The sequence below is a fragment of the Candidatus Limimorpha sp. genome, from assembly GCF_056203535.1.
Map to the genome: position 1 here is coordinate 11636 of NZ_JBADWU010000004.1, position 14139 is coordinate 25774.

Genomic DNA, 14139 nt, shown 5'->3' on the forward strand with positions numbered 1-14139 from the left:
ACCAGCGATTTTCAGTTATTGTTTAAAACGACAACAAAGTGCTTAGAAACAATAGACTATTCATCATTTTAGGCTGCTTGTCAGGCCTGTTGCTTTTTGGCGGTTGCTCCACCAAGAAGAACACCTTGACACGCAGAATCCATCATAACATCAACAGCCATTACAACGTTTACTGGAACGGAGAAAAAAGCCTGAAGGAAGGCGACAAACAGTTGAAAACCGCTGTAAAAGACGATTTCTCGAAAGTTTTGCCCGTCTATAACTACGGCACCAAGTCCAACGGCATGAGCCTCAACTCACAAATGGACCGCGCCTTGGAAAAGACCTCCATCTGCGTTCAGAAACACTCCATGAAATTCAACAACCGCGAGCGCGTCAAATGGATTGATGATGCCTATCTGGTCATGGCCAAAGCACATTTCTACAAGCAGGATTACATCCCCGCCCGCCGCACTTTCGATTTTGTCGCCACCGAATACAAAGACAACGACATCGCCTACGTCGCCAACATGTGGCTGATTAAGACCTACATACAGACCGAACAGTATCCGAAGGCCGTCGCCATGATTGAGCAGTTGCAGACCAAGATTTCGGGTGTCGAAAAACTGCCGAAAGAACTTTCACGCAACCTCGACCTCACCATTGCCGACTACTTTATCGCCGTCAAGGACTATGACAATGCCGTCAAATACCTGAAAACCGGCATTTTGGAAAACAACGACCGCGACTTGCGCACCAGAGCAATGTTCATCTTAGGACAGATTTACATGACCCAAAACGACAGCGAACGTGCCATTGAGCAATTCAAACGCGTCATCAAGCGCAACCCTGAATACGAAATGGCTTTTGAGGCCAGAATGAACATGGCCAAGATGGGCTCTGCCGACAATGCTCAGGAGCTTTACAAGATGCTGATCAAAATGCTCAACGACCCGAACAACGAAGACTATTGCGACCGCATTTATTACGCCATGGCCGAACTCGCCCTCCGCGAAGGCGATGAAAACAAGGCCATCCGTTATTTGAGAGAATCCGTAGCCGCTTTCAAAAACAACACCATCCAGCGCAGCACATCTGCCTTGAAAGTGGCTTCCATGTATTTCGACCGCAATGCATACGAACTTTCACAAGCCTATTACGACACCGCCGTCATGGGTTTAGATAGGGAATTTGAGGGCTACGACAGCATCATGAACATCTCACAGACCTTGAACGAACTGGTGCTGAACATGAATGTGGTGCGCACACAAGACAGTCTGCTGCGCGTTGCCGACATGGATTCTGTCACCCGCAATGCCTTGATTGATAAGATTATCGCCCAAGTCATAGAAGACGAACAATACGAAGCCGAACAACGCGAATACGAAGAGCAGCTTGCCCTGATGGGTGGCGCAACGGGCGCTTCAACCGCACAAAGCGACCCAAGTCAGGCTGGCGCATGGTATTTCTACAACCAGGCGACCTTGACACGCGGCTACACCGAATTCACCAAGAAATGGGGCATGCGTAAACTGGAAGACAACTGGTTCCTCACCGACAAGCAAAGCCTGCAGGCAGCCTTTGGTGGTGACGATGAAGAAGACGAAGAAGAAATGGAGAAGAAAGGCAAGGCAAAAGACTCGCTTTCGAAATCGTACACCAACCACGACAGAGGCTATTACCTCACGGACCTTCCGTTTACCGCCGAACAGAAAGAAGAAGCCAACCTTCAGATTGCCAATGCCTTGTACAACTTAGGCTTCATCTATATGGACCGTCTTTCCGATTATCCGCGTTCAGTCGAATCATACGAATCGTTAGACACACGCTATCCGGGCAACGAAAAGGAACTGCCATCGTGGTATGCCCTCTACAAAATCAACAACGAAGACCTGAAGGACGAAGAAAAGGCCACCTATTATAAAAATAAGATTCTGGACAAATATCCGACCTCGAATTATGCCCAAGTCATCCTTGACCCCGACTATTTCAAGAAACTTGAAGCCCAGGAAAAGGAATCATCAGATTTTTATGCCAAAACATACGAGGCTTTTCAGCAAGGACAGTTCTACCGCGTCAAGATGAATTCGGAACGCGCCATGGAAATGTACGAAGCTGACACTGCCATGATGCCTCGTTTTGCTTTCCTGAATGCCGTTGCAAGAGGTCGCCTCGAAAGCATCGATACGATGGCCTACGCCTTGTACGACCTGATTCGGAAATATCCTACGAGCAGCATCAAGAATTACGCTACCCAAGTCTTGACCAATATCAACGAAGAATACAATTTAGGCTTCGACCTCAGCAAGATTTCAGACAAGGAAGCCGAACAGCCCGAAGTGAAAAAGGCCGCACCTTATAATTACGAACCGCAGTCAGAACATTTCGTGATGATTGTCTGCGACTCAAAACTGGTGCGTGTCGATCCGCTCAAGGTGCGTATCAGCGACTTCAACAAGCGCGACCACCGCACCGAAACCTTCTATGTGAAGAGCGTCATCCTCGACGAGCAGCGCACCGTGGTCACAATCGGCAATTTCGATGGCGAACAGAAAGCCAAGGATTACATTACATCGATGTTCCTGACCGATTACGTTTTCGGTGGCATCGACTCAAAGAATTATTCCATCGCACCTATTTCCTCAAAGAACTATCCGGTCTTCTACCAATCGAAGGATTTCGACGAATACAAGACCTTTTTGGATGACAATAATAAATAAATCATGAACATCATGGAAGCACAAGCACGCAATCTGATAGGCAACGGCACCGTAATCAAAGGTGACATCGATTCGAGCGGCGACATCCACATCGACGGCCAACTGATAGGCAACCTCAAGTCGAATGGCAAGGTCTTCATCGGCCAAACCGGCATACTCAAAGGCGAATTAGTTTGCAAACAGGCGGAAATTTCAGGCACCGTCAAAGGAAAAATCAAGACGGAAGAACTGACCGCCTTGAAATCAACCTCAAAAGTTGAAGTGGAACTGACCACAAAGCAACTGCTGATTGAAGTCGGCGCACAGTTCACCGGCCAATGCATCATGAACCAGCAGAACACCGTGGCCATGCCTAAACAACAGAAAATCGGTTAATTATTTTATTTTTATATGATAGAAGAAAACGAGCTAAATGAGAAATTCGGCTATGAATCTATTGAAAAGTATAACCCTGAACGCTTGGCAAAACTTCAGGAGCATTATCAGGCTATTTTGGAATTATTAGGCGAAGACCCGAATCGCGAAGGTCTTCTCAAAACCCCTTTGCGCGTCGCCAAGTCGATGCAGTTCCTGACGCAAGGCTACAATCAGAACCCGATGGAAATCCTGCTTGCGGCACGTTTCAAGGAAGACTACCGCCAAATGGTGATTGTCAAGAACATTGAGATTTACTCCTTGTGCGAGCATCACATGATTCCGTTCATCGGCAAAGCCCATGTCGGCTACATTCCGAACGGCTACATCACGGGACTGAGCAAGATTGCCCGCGTGGTTGAGGTTTATTCGCGCCGCCTTCAGGTGCAGGAACGCCTGACCACACAAATCAAGGATGCCATCAACGAGGCTTTGCACCCTTTGGGCGTGGCAGTCGTAATTGAGGCACGACATTTGTGTATGTCGATGCGTGGCGTTCAGAAACAAAACTCTGTCACGACGACAAGCGATTTCATAGGAGCATTTGAGCGCGAAACGACAAGAGAAGAGTTTTTCCGACTGATTGGAACGAACCTACACTGATTTTGATTGTTAAACTTTAAATTAATACGAATATGAACCAAAACGAAAAAGATTATCTGAGCATCAACGAGATGGAATCCGCTGATGTGTCAAGAACATTCATGTCGAAGGTATTCCTATGGATGTGCATTGCATTGGGAATCACCGCCTTGACAGCATTTTTAAGTGCTTCATCACCAGCATTTTTCTATATGCTGATTAACAGTCAGACAGGCCGCATGTCACTTTTGGGCTGGGTCGTCACCTTGGCCCCGTTGATTCTGGTCTTTGTCATGTCAGCCCGAATCGACAGAATGTCAAAAGGAACCATGACAGCCATTTTTGTGTTGTATTCCGTACTGATGGGCATGAGCCTGAGTTTCATCTTCCTCGCCTATTCTTCAGCTGTCATCGTCAAGACTTTCCTCATTACCGCCGGCATGTTCGGCGTGATGGCCGTGGCAGGTTTCACCACCAAGACTGATTTGACCAAATTCGGCAAAATCATGTTCATGGGATTAATCGGACTTATCATCGCCACTTTGGTCAACCTGTTCACCAAAAGCGCCATGTTCGATTACGTCATCAGTTTCATTGGCGTAATGATTTTCACCGGTTTAACTGCTTTCGATGTTCAAAAACTGAAACAGATTGGCACAACCAATTTAGGTGAAAACGACACTGTGACGAAAATCGCCATTTGGGGCGCACTTTCGCTTTACCTTGATTTCATCAACTTATTCTTATATTTATTACGTATTTTCGGGAGTAGAGACTAATGTTTAAGGCATACGTTTTTCCTGGTCAGGGAGCCCAATTCGTTGGCATGGGCAAGGATTTGTTCGACAAGTCGTCGAAGGCCAAGGACATGTTCCACAAAGCCAACAACATTTTGAAATTCAAGATTACCGACATTATGTTTGACGGCACTGATGAAGACTTGCGCCAGACAAAAGTGACGCAACCTGCCGTTTTCCTTCATTCTGTCGTTTTGGCAGCCTTATTGGAAGATTTTCAGCCAAATTTGGTTGCAGGTCATTCCTTAGGCGAGTTTTCGGCTTTGGTCGCCAACAAGGTCTTGAGTTTTGAAGATGGTCTGCGCCTTGTCGCCAAACGTGCTGCCGCCATGCAAAAGGCTTGCGAATTGCAGCCTGGCACAATGGCAGCCGTCATTGGTGCCGAAGATAAAGTTGTTGAAAAGGTTTGTGCTTCCATAAAAGACAAAATCGTGGTGGCCGCCAATTACAACAGTCCTGGACAAGTGGTCATTTCGGGTTCGATTGAAGGCGTTGAAGAAGCCTCAAAGAAAATGGTTGAATCCGGTGCCAAACGTGTGCTGCCGCTCAAAGTCGGCGGTGCTTTCCACAGTCCGCTGATGGAACCGGCCCGTGTCGAATTGGCCGAAGCCATTAATGCCACCAAATTCAACGACGGCATCTGCCCTATCTATCAGAATGTCACAGGGCAATCCGTCAACGACCCTGAAATCATCAAGAGGAACCTTGTTTCACAACTCACCTCGCCCGTGCTTTGGACTCAAACCATGTCGAACATGATTTCTGCCGGCGTAAGGTCGGTGGTCGAAGTCGGTCCGGGAACAGTCCTTCAAGGCTTGTTCAAAAAGGTCGACAAAAACATGGAACTTGTTAGCGCAACAATCTGATGGAAGACAACAGAAAACCAAGTTCGGTTTATTTCCTGCTTGCGGTGGCGGTTGGGATCCTCATTGGGCTATACATCAACATGGGCAACGTGAAAAAAGCCCTGTCGATTGCCAAATCGGGCAATAGCACTTTCGATGCTGTGATGTCATATATTAATGAGGAGTATGTTGATTCCGTCGATGTCAAGGAAATCGAGGAAAACGCCATAGTCGCCATGATGGATGAACTCGACCCACACAGCCAGTTTATTTCAGAAGAGGAATTCAATGCTTTGAACGACCCGCTTTTGGGCAGTTTTGAAGGTATTGGCGTTTCCTTCCGCTTGGAAAAAGACACCGTGACCATTATCAATACGATTAAAGGCGGCCCTTCGGAAAAAGTCGGCATCATGGCGGGCGACCGCATCATTAAGGTCGATGATTCGCTGGTTGCCGGCGTAAAGATGAAAAACGACGATGTGATGCGCCTTTTGAAAGGACCGAAAAACACGAAAGTCAATGTGCAAGTGCTTCGACGTGGCATTGATGGTTTGCTGGATTTCACCATAAAACGCGATGTCATTCCAACCTACAGCGTCGAAGTCGCTTATATGCTTGACGATGAAATCGGTTATCTGAAATTAGGCAAATTTTCGGCAACGACCTACAATGAATTTGTGAAGGCCGTGAAGAAACTGCAAGCTGCAGGCATGAAGAAACTGGTGTTCGACCTGCGCGGCAACTCGGGCGGTTATCTTTCGGCTGCCGTCGACATTGCCGACGAATTTCTGCCCAAAGGCAGCCTGATTGTCTACACCGAAGGCCGCAACCGCCCACGCTATTACATGACGGCCCGTCACCGTGGCATGTTGGAAGATATGCCTATTACCGTCCTCATCGATGGCGAATCGGCCAGTGCAAGCGAAATCGTAGCAGGCGCCTTGCAAGACAACGATTGCGGAACCATCATCGGACGACGCTCTTACGGCAAAGGATTGGTTCAGGAACAGATGATGCTGACCGAAAACTCGGCCATACGCCTCACCGTAGCGCGTTACTACACACCGACAGGCCGTTGCATTCAAAAGCCTTTTGATGGCGACCATGAAAAATACATGTTCGAATCGTTTGAACGTTACGAAAACGGCGAACTTTTCAGTGCCGATAGCATTCATTTCGCTGATTCACTGAAATTTGTCACGCCAAAAGGCAAAGTGGTTTACGGCGGTGGCGGCATCATGCCCGACATTTACGTTCCGCTGGTTGACGACAGCACCGAATATTTCTTCAACCGCATCGTGAACACCGGAATCCTGTTCCAATACGCTTTCGACTATACCGACATACACCGCCAGGAACTGAACCGCTATCAGAATGTGGAGCAGTTCGCCAAATCGTTCAAGGTGAGCGATGTCATGTTTGCCGAAATGCTGAAACGCGCCGAAGAAAAAGGACTGAAAGGAACTGACAAGGAAAAACAAGTGGCAAGAAAAGAGACCAACATATTGCTGAAAGCCTACATTGCCCGAAATATCTTCGATGATGAGGGATTTTACCCGATATACGAGGAAATGGACGATATTCTTCAACGCGCCATCAGTGAATTAAAAAGCACTGAATCAGCGAAATAAACAATTGAAGAAAATAAGTTTACAAGAAAAATTGGTCTGTATCAAATAATTAATTACTTTTGCAGCCCGATTTTAGGTAAAATGGATAAGGGAAACGAATATCAGATACCGGTAAACGGTCTTGCGTTGGGAAATCATTCCTATCATTTTGATGTAAAGGATGACTTCTTTGAAGGGATGGATTACTCTGAAATTCATCAGGGTACGGTCTCCATCGACCTTGACATTGAGAAGACCGAGCTGATGATGACGCTCAATTTCGCATTGCAAGGCAAGGTAAGGGTTGCTTGCGACCGTTGCGCCGATGAATTTGACATACCGATTGAAAACAACGAAGTCTACTATGTCAAGTTCGGTTCGGAAGTTGCCGAAGAGTCGGACGATGTAGTTGTCGTTCCTGCCGACCAGCACGATTTCGACATCAGTTCTTTGATTTACGAATACATCATTCTTTCGATACCGATCCACAGGGTTCATCCCGAAGGAGAATGTAATCCAGAGGTGTTGCAGATGTTGTCCCACGAGGAAGAGCCAGTGGCAGAAGAGGAAAACGAAACGGATCCCCGTTGGGCGGCTTTGAAGAACATAAAACTTGATTGAATATAATAAACAACTGGTAATTAACATTTTAAAATAAAAGTAAAATGGCACATCCTAAACGTAGACAGTCTCATACCAGAGGCGCAAAGAGAAGAACGCATTACAAAGCAGAAACCCCAAACGTAACTGTTTGCCCAGTTACAGGTACCATGCACGTCATGCATAGAGCATACTATGTCGACGGCGATTTGTATTACAAAGGACAATTGGTCATGGCTGCCAAGCAGTGATTGCTGGCGGATTCAACATACAACGCGCTGACAAGCAAATGACTTGTTCTAAGGCAAAGAAGACCTCACAATCATTCTGAACTTCGGTTCAGGAATGGTTGTGTAGTCTTTTATTATGTTGAAAAAGGCAAAAAAGAGCATTTTTTTGAAAAAAGTTGAAAAAAAGTGCACCAACTGAAAAAGAATGCTTATATTTGCAACGTCAAACGAAAGAAAGACAAATAACTACGGATTTTTTTCATAATCTTTATATTGTTTTTCCCCACCATTCTCCCCGATTGGTGGGGTTTTTTGTTTTATATGGTTTTCTCTCCCTAATTGCGGAAATATGTAATTCTACAGAGAAATAAGTTGCGGAGACTTAAAATACCTCAAAAAGTCCGAATGAAATGCCTCAAAAACTCCGATTATATTTTGTATTTAATTGAATCTAAGTTAATTAACAAATATCCAATTTCACATTGAAAACTGCACTCCACATATCGTATTTATTGGCCTTCATATTGTCGTAATTCAACAAATTAACCGAACACGGATTTCTCGGATTCACACGGATGAATATTTCCGTGAAAATCTGAAAAATCCGTGTTCAAACTAATAGATGTTCGTCATTTGCGGATGCTTGCGACGCGTCCCTACAAGTAAACCGACAACAAATTAAAACTCGGAATCGACAAAATTCACTTTTTTAGACATCAACAAATCAAGTTGATTTTCAATCATATATCCGACAGCAAACGACAACAAATGCTTACAGTCGACTACAAACGTTTGTTGTCGGATTTTTTCTTGACAGATGTCGTTACTTTGCAGCGTCAAAACAACAAGACACAGACATTTTTGAATCCAATTAACACACATATTACTAACAATTAAAACTTACAGAAATGAGTACAATGCAAAATTCGGTCATGCTGATTGGCCGCCCGGGTGCAGAACCTGAAATGAAAACCTTGAACAACAACCAGAAAGTGGCGCGTTTCCGCATCGCCGTCAACGAGCCTTACACCAACGCCAACAACGAGCGCGTTGACAACACGTATTGGTTTACGATTGTTGCGTGGAGCAACGCCGCCGAGCGTGTGATGAAAGCCGTCAGGAAAGGAAAACTGATTGCCATTGAAGGCACGCTGCGCAACAACGATTGGACCGACAAAGAAGGCAAACGCCGCACTTCGACCGAAATCTGGCTCAAAGACCTCTACCCTCTCGAATTTGACAAACAGCCTGATTGATAACGGATTCAAAAACTATTGAAGAATCGGCAATTGGCTTCGTCTGAACAAAATCCAACAGAATAACCAATTGCCAATTTTTTATCTTTCACTTTTTTCTTTTCCATTGGAAAAATTGTCTACTTTTGCACCCGATATGCGGTGCCGAAAGGCTCAATAGGGAATCGGGTGAGAATCCCGTACAGTTCCCGCTGCTGTAAGCTCTTGCAAAAGTCTGTCATTCTGCCACTGTCAAACGACACTCCGTCAACGATGGGAAGGCGACAGACCGAAAGGAGTAAGTCAGAAGACCTGCCTCATGTCGCGACAACAAAGCTTTCGGGACAAGAGCTGGTCATCACCTTCTTAAATAGGTGTTCCAAATCATTTCCTTGAAGTTTTATTTCGGTTCATTAACTTATTATTAACCCTTTAAAACTTAAAGTATTATGCGTTTTAAAAACTTTACTCTTTGCGCCCTTTTGGGATTTGTGTTTTCTTTTGCAGGAAGTGTTTTTGCCCAGCAAGATGCTTCTATTGATGCTTCACAGGTGCGTTACTGGATTGGTGAAGGTGCCAACGAAGCCGTTTTTATCGTCAATTGGAACAGTCCTGATACTGCTCTGGCTTGGGGCTATCGCTTTAATGAAGAGACTATTCTGGTAAAAGAAATGATGGAAAAAATCGCGGATATCGACAGCCGTTTCGATTTTCTTGCAGCAGGTGGCATGGTAGAAGACATCACCTTTAATGATGGCATCCTTGACCTTTCGCTGTCAGGAATGTATTGGCTTTATAATGTGAACGGAACTATGGCATCTTATGGTTTTGAAGAGCAAACCGTTGCTGACGGAGACTATGTCAAATGGGGTGATGAATCGTGCGCTACTGAAGTTCAGGCTGGCAGCTGGAACTTTGTTTGGACCAAGGAGGTCGCTCCAGTCTATCCCATTGCTTCCGATGCAACCATCAGTCCGGATGACATCCTTTTCTGGGTTGGCGAAGGTCAGCATCAGGTCGTCTTTATCGTTAATTGGAACAATCCCAATATGGCTTTGGCCTGGGGCTATCGTTTTGATGGCGAGATGGTTGTCGTGAAAGAAGTCATGGATGCCATTGCAGCATCGGATTCGCGCTTTGGCTACGAGGCGGCAGGCACTATGGTCACTGATTTGACCTATAATTATGGTGACGTCAACCTCTCGTTGGCAGGTATGTATTGGCTGCTTAATGTGAACGGGACTATGGCATGGTATGGCTTTGATGAACAAACCGTTGCCGATGGAGATTATGTCAAATGGGGCGATGAATCATGTGCTACCGAAATCGCACAATGGACATACGTATGGGAACAGCCTGTTGAACCCGTCTCCAACACTACTGGCATCGAAGAGGGTGAAAGCCTTACCGTTTCGGTTTATCCTAACCCAGCCGTCGGTGAAGCATGGGTGAACTTTGATGGTGTTGGCGAAACTGCCATTTCGGTTTTCGATATGCAAGGCCGTTTGGTGAATGTTCAAAGCATCAATGCAATTGGTGAAACCAATGTCCGTATCGAGACATCGCGCCTAGGCAGCGGTGTGTATTATGTAGCAGTAAGGGATGCCAATGCTACAAAGACTTTGAAATTAGTCGTAAAATGAGAAAAAGTTTCTTTTTTTTGATGACAGTGCTGCCGCTTTCGTTGATAGCGCAGTTTGCGCCAGAGGCGGGTTTACCTGGCAGCACTGCCATGCATGCCGATTCGTCGGCTTTCGTGGCTTGGGCTACGGGATGCACCGTTGAACGCGGATTGCAGCAAATCGGCAATGAAGGTATAGGTTTTGCTTCGTATGGAAAGGATGCTGACGGCATCGGAAAAGCCGACAATATGGTGGTCAGCTTGGGTGATGGAGGCGTGGCCACCCTGACCTTCTCTTCCAACATTGTCAATGAAGTCGGCCCTGACTTTGCTGTGTTCGAGAATGGATTTCATAGCACGCCTCATGTGTTTTTGGAATTGGCATTTGTCGAAGTGAGTTCTGATGGTGAGCATTTCTTCCGTTTTCCTGCCGTCTCGAAAGTGCCTGCTGATACCCAATGCGGCAGTTTTGCAACAATGGACGCAAGTCTTATCCATAATTTTGCGGGAAAATACGAGGCGTTTTATGGTACGCCTTTCGATATTGATGACATAGAGGATGATGCGCTTCTCGACAAAAACAATATTGCCTATGTGCGCTTGATTGATGTGGTGGGCAATATCGATTCCGAATATGCTACATACGATTCGGGAGGCAATCCTGTCAACGATCCGTGGCCAACTCCTTTTGCATCGAGTGGCTTCGATTTGGACGCTGTAGGGGTTATTCACGATTTGGCGCACCATAACGGTTTGAATGAAATCTGCCATGATGCCCTTTCCGTTTATCCTAATCCAACTTCCGGCTCGTTGACTGTATGTTCGGGAGCCGGTTCCATGTGTGAAATCTATGACCTTTGGGGGCAAAAAGTCAATGCCTTTGTGCTTGATGCAGAAAAGGCCATCATCGATTTGGGCAATTGGGATGTAGGCATTTACTTTGTCCGAGTTGCAAATCACGATAAAGTGTATGTTGAAAGAATAATGAAACAGTAATAATAATATTGAAAATGAAGAAAATAAATTTTGCTTTATTGGCATTGATTGCCTTTGGATTGGCCTCTTGCCATCAAGAAGACCCTGTCATTACTGAAGATACAACAGTTGGGAAGGGTGTGTTTGTGCTGAACGAAGGGACCTACACTTTTGCAAACTCTTCGTTGACATTCTATAATCCGGAAACGGATACGGTTACAAACAACCTTTTCTACCGCGTCAATGGCTCTCCGATTGGCGATGTCGCTCAGAGTTTGACCTTACTTGGCGATAAACTATTCATTGTGGTCAACAATAGCAATTATATTTATAAGGTGAATGCCAAAACCATGAAATTTGAAGCAAAGATTGACGGGTTTTATTCGCCGCGCGAAATGCGCATCGTGGCTCCCAATAAGGCATACGTCAGCGATATGATTGGAACAGGGGTGTGGATTGTCAATCCTCAGGATATGACCCACTGTGGTTTCGTAGAGACGGGTAATCCTACCGAAAACTTGCTGCAAGTCGGCAATGAATTGTGGGCAACAAATTGGTCGAATTACTATCAGCCTGACACTTCCAATAGTACGGTGCAAGTAATTGACATTCAAAACGATGTTGTGGTATCCGAAATTGAGGTTGAGAAGGAACCCAATAGCATGGTGGTCGATAAGGATGGCATGGTCTGGGTGCTTTGCGACAATGGTTGGGAAGATTCCGCTTTCTTCCTCTGCAAGATTAACCCAATGCTAAAACAGGTAGAGAAAACCTATCCTTTCGTTGGTGGCTATCCAAGCCATCTTTGCATCGACAAGAGCGGAACGCAACTCTATTTCATCGATAAAAACGTGTGCAGGATGGCCATCGATGATGCGTCCTCTCTTGATAAGGAATTCATTGTCGCTGAAAACCGCAACTTTTATAATATGTCCATAGATCCGCAGAATGGCGACATTTATGTGACCGATGCGGGGGATTACGTCAGCAACGGAACGGTTTACCGCTATACTTCCGATGGCGTGGGCAAAGGCTCGTTCCAGGCTGGCATTATTCCAAGTGCAATTGTGTTTAATTAAAGAATGCGAGGCTACGAGGTCTCGAGGTCTCGTGCTCCCGAGGTCTCGTGCTCTCGTAGCCTTGTTGTCAAAAATGTCAAATACTTCAGTCATGAAAAAATCCTGTCCCCGTTGTGGCAAAACCTTTGAATGTGTTCATGCTGCCGATTGCTGGTGTGCGAAAATCCATTTGTCGGATGAGGCAAAGGCCAAATTGAAAATGCAGTTCAACGATTGCCTTTGTGAATCATGTCTGAGAGAAATTGCCGCTGAAGAATGAAACTGAAAACTATCCTATATAATTTGCTGACCGTCCTGCTGGTTTCTTGCGCTTCGCCGCAGAAACCGCAGGAATCATCGGCACAGGATTTAGGCGAAAACCTGATGCGTTATGCACGCAATGTGGCGGTTTACGAAACGCCATACGGCCATCTGATGGAAATCAGAAACCCTTGGGATTCAACGGAATATTTGGGACGGTTTGCGTTGGTGAATGATTCCGCATCTGTAGAGACGTCCCATGGGGCGTCTCTACCGGCGGAAATCACACCCGTAAAAATTCCCGTTCAATCTGTCGTTTCGTTTTCAGCAACGCAATGGTCGGTTTTCATGCGTTTGGGTGAAATCGGGCGCGTGAAAGGCATTTTGGAAGGCCGTTATGTGCATGATTCCATCATGCAATCCATGTTGGCATCGGGCGAAATGTGCGACCTTGGCACGGAGGCCGCCATCGATTGCGAAAAACTGATTCAGTTGCAACCCGACATCATCCTTTATTCGCCTTATTTTGATGGTAATCAGAATAATCTGAAAATCAGTGATGCGGTTCTTTTCCCTTTTGCTGATTATTTAGAAAACACGCCCTTAGGCCGTGCCGAGTGGATTCGTGTCATAGGTCTGCTGTCTGGATGCCAGCATGAGGCCGATGCTTGGTTCGATACGATTGAAATGAATTACAATGCGTTGAAAGACAAGTGTTCCAATGTTTCAGAACGACCATCAGTATTCTCTGATTTAGCCTTCAACGGACAATGGTACATCGCGGGCGGCAAGAGTTACATTGCGAAACTTTTTGTTGATGCTGGTGCCGATTACATTTGGAAAGACAATGATTCGCCGGCAAGTTTTCCCTTAGACCCTGAAGCGATTCTTGCCAAAGCGCAACATGCTGATTTTTGGCGTATTGCAAACTCATCATCCACTTCAATGACTTACGATGATTTGGAACGTGAAAACCCGATTTATCCGCTTTTCGATGCGTGCAAAAACCACAAGGTCATTGTGTGCGACATCCGCAAGGTAGGGTATTTTGAAAACTCACAGATTGAGCCCGACATTCTACTTGCCGATTTCATCTATTTCTTCCATCCCGAATGTCTGACGGGGAAGTGGACAGGCTATCAGCCGAAATATTATCACTGGTTAGATGAAAATTAAGTCGGATTGCGTAATTTTGCGACTTCAAAACAAAGG

At 45.7% G+C, this 14139-nt stretch carries 14 protein-coding genes and 1 riboswitch; all 14 genes read left to right on the plus strand.

Going from position 1 to position 14139, the window contains the following annotated elements; translation table 11 throughout:
* The first annotated feature begins 38 nt into the window (after positions 1-38).
* The 14 genes from porW (at position 39) to AC06MN_RS00405 (ending at position 14103) form a co-directional block, all read left to right on the plus strand.
* Positions 39-2699 carry a type IX secretion system periplasmic lipoprotein PorW/SprE gene (gene porW / locus AC06MN_RS00340; protein ID WP_475670364.1) on the plus strand — a complete coding sequence of 887 codons (2661 nt, stop codon included), beginning with the start codon at positions 39-41 and terminating at the stop codon, positions 2697-2699.
* 12 nt (positions 2700-2711) lie between these two features.
* On the plus strand, positions 2712-3074 hold the full coding sequence (locus AC06MN_RS00345) for a bactofilin family protein (protein WP_475670365.1): 363 nt from the start codon (positions 2712-2714) through the stop codon (positions 3072-3074).
* A gap of 15 nt (positions 3075-3089) precedes the next feature.
* Entirely contained in the window at positions 3090-3716 is a 627-nt protein-coding gene (folE, locus tag AC06MN_RS00350) for a GTP cyclohydrolase I FolE (RefSeq protein ID WP_475670366.1), read from the plus strand.
* Positions 3717-3748: 32 nt separating this feature from the next.
* Positions 3749-4474: a Bax inhibitor-1/YccA family protein gene (locus tag AC06MN_RS00355; protein WP_475670367.1), complete on the plus strand. Its 726-nt coding sequence runs from the start codon at positions 3749-3751 to the stop codon at positions 4472-4474.
* Positions 4474-5358 carry an ACP S-malonyltransferase gene (gene fabD, locus AC06MN_RS00360; RefSeq protein WP_475670368.1) on the plus strand — a complete coding sequence of 295 codons (885 nt, stop codon included), beginning with the start codon at positions 4474-4476 and terminating at the stop codon, positions 5356-5358. Before AC06MN_RS00355 ends, fabD begins: the two co-directional genes overlap by 1 nt.
* A complete protein-coding gene (locus AC06MN_RS00365; RefSeq protein ID WP_475670369.1) occupies positions 5358-6968 on the plus strand; it encodes a S41 family peptidase in 1611 nt (536 codons plus the stop codon). Before fabD ends, AC06MN_RS00365 begins: the two co-directional genes overlap by 1 nt.
* 81 nt (positions 6969-7049) lie before the next feature.
* Complete coding sequence (locus AC06MN_RS00370) at positions 7050-7568, plus strand: YceD family protein (RefSeq protein ID WP_475670370.1); 519 nt, start codon at positions 7050-7052, stop codon at positions 7566-7568.
* A 44-nt stretch (positions 7569-7612) separates the two neighbouring features.
* Positions 7613-7798 carry a 50S ribosomal protein L32 gene (gene rpmF, locus AC06MN_RS00375; RefSeq protein ID WP_475670371.1) on the plus strand — a complete coding sequence of 62 codons (186 nt, stop codon included), beginning with the start codon at positions 7613-7615 and terminating at the stop codon, positions 7796-7798.
* An 887-nt stretch (positions 7799-8685) separates the two neighbouring features.
* The gene (locus AC06MN_RS00380; protein WP_475670372.1) at positions 8686-9033 is read left to right on the plus strand and encodes a single-stranded DNA-binding protein; all 348 of its coding nucleotides are present in this window, start codon (positions 8686-8688) and stop codon (positions 9031-9033) included.
* 122 nt (positions 9034-9155) lie between these two features.
* A riboswitch (cobalamin riboswitch) is annotated at positions 9156-9346 on the plus strand.
* Positions 9347-9461: 115 nt separating this feature from the next.
* Complete coding sequence (locus tag AC06MN_RS00385; RefSeq protein ID WP_475670373.1) at positions 9462-10655, plus strand: T9SS type A sorting domain-containing protein; 1194 nt, start codon at positions 9462-9464, stop codon at positions 10653-10655.
* Positions 10652-11629, plus strand: a complete 978-nt coding sequence (locus AC06MN_RS00390) for a T9SS type A sorting domain-containing protein (RefSeq protein WP_475670374.1) — start codon at positions 10652-10654, stop codon at positions 11627-11629. Before AC06MN_RS00385 ends, AC06MN_RS00390 begins: the two co-directional genes overlap by 4 nt.
* A 14-nt stretch (positions 11630-11643) precedes the next feature.
* Entirely contained in the window at positions 11644-12687 is a 1044-nt protein-coding gene (locus AC06MN_RS00395) for a DUF5074 domain-containing protein (protein ID WP_475670375.1), read from the plus strand.
* Positions 12688-12778: 91 nt separating this feature from the next.
* The gene (locus AC06MN_RS00400; protein ID WP_475670376.1) at positions 12779-12946 is read left to right on the plus strand and encodes a cysteine-rich CWC family protein; all 168 of its coding nucleotides are present in this window, start codon (positions 12779-12781) and stop codon (positions 12944-12946) included.
* Positions 12943-14103: an ABC transporter substrate-binding protein gene (locus AC06MN_RS00405; RefSeq protein ID WP_475670377.1), complete on the plus strand. Its 1161-nt coding sequence runs from the start codon at positions 12943-12945 to the stop codon at positions 14101-14103. The genes AC06MN_RS00400 and AC06MN_RS00405 overlap by 4 nt, the downstream gene beginning before the upstream one ends.
* Positions 14104-14139: the final 36 nt, after the last annotated feature.

Bases quoted from the DNA above. Each gene is read 5' to 3' on its own strand.
- AC06MN_RS00390 (WP_475670374.1), top strand. From the start codon at position 10,652: ATGAGAAAAAGTTTCTTTTTTTTGATGACAGTGCTGCCGCTTTCGTTG.
- AC06MN_RS00370 (WP_475670370.1), top strand. From the start codon at position 7,050: ATGGATAAGGGAAACGAATATCAGATACCGGTAAACGGTCTTGCGTTG.
- AC06MN_RS00345 (WP_475670365.1), top strand. From the start codon at position 2,712: ATGGAAGCACAAGCACGCAATCTGATAGGCAACGGCACCGTAATCAAA.
- folE (WP_475670366.1), top strand. From the start codon at position 3,090: ATGATAGAAGAAAACGAGCTAAATGAGAAATTCGGCTATGAATCTATT.
- AC06MN_RS00365 (WP_475670369.1), top strand. From the start codon at position 5,358: ATGGAAGACAACAGAAAACCAAGTTCGGTTTATTTCCTGCTTGCGGTG.
- rpmF (WP_475670371.1), top strand. From the start codon at position 7,613: ATGGCACATCCTAAACGTAGACAGTCTCATACCAGAGGCGCAAAGAGA.
- AC06MN_RS00400 (WP_475670376.1), top strand. From the start codon at position 12,779: ATGAAAAAATCCTGTCCCCGTTGTGGCAAAACCTTTGAATGTGTTCAT.
- AC06MN_RS00385 (WP_475670373.1), top strand. From the start codon at position 9,462: ATGCGTTTTAAAAACTTTACTCTTTGCGCCCTTTTGGGATTTGTGTTT.
- AC06MN_RS00405 (WP_475670377.1), top strand. From the start codon at position 12,943: ATGAAACTGAAAACTATCCTATATAATTTGCTGACCGTCCTGCTGGTT.
- fabD (WP_475670368.1), top strand. From the start codon at position 4,474: ATGTTTAAGGCATACGTTTTTCCTGGTCAGGGAGCCCAATTCGTTGGC.
- AC06MN_RS00395 (WP_475670375.1), top strand. From the start codon at position 11,644: ATGAAGAAAATAAATTTTGCTTTATTGGCATTGATTGCCTTTGGATTG.
- AC06MN_RS00380 (WP_475670372.1), top strand. From the start codon at position 8,686: ATGAGTACAATGCAAAATTCGGTCATGCTGATTGGCCGCCCGGGTGCA.
- AC06MN_RS00355 (WP_475670367.1), top strand. From the start codon at position 3,749: ATGAACCAAAACGAAAAAGATTATCTGAGCATCAACGAGATGGAATCC.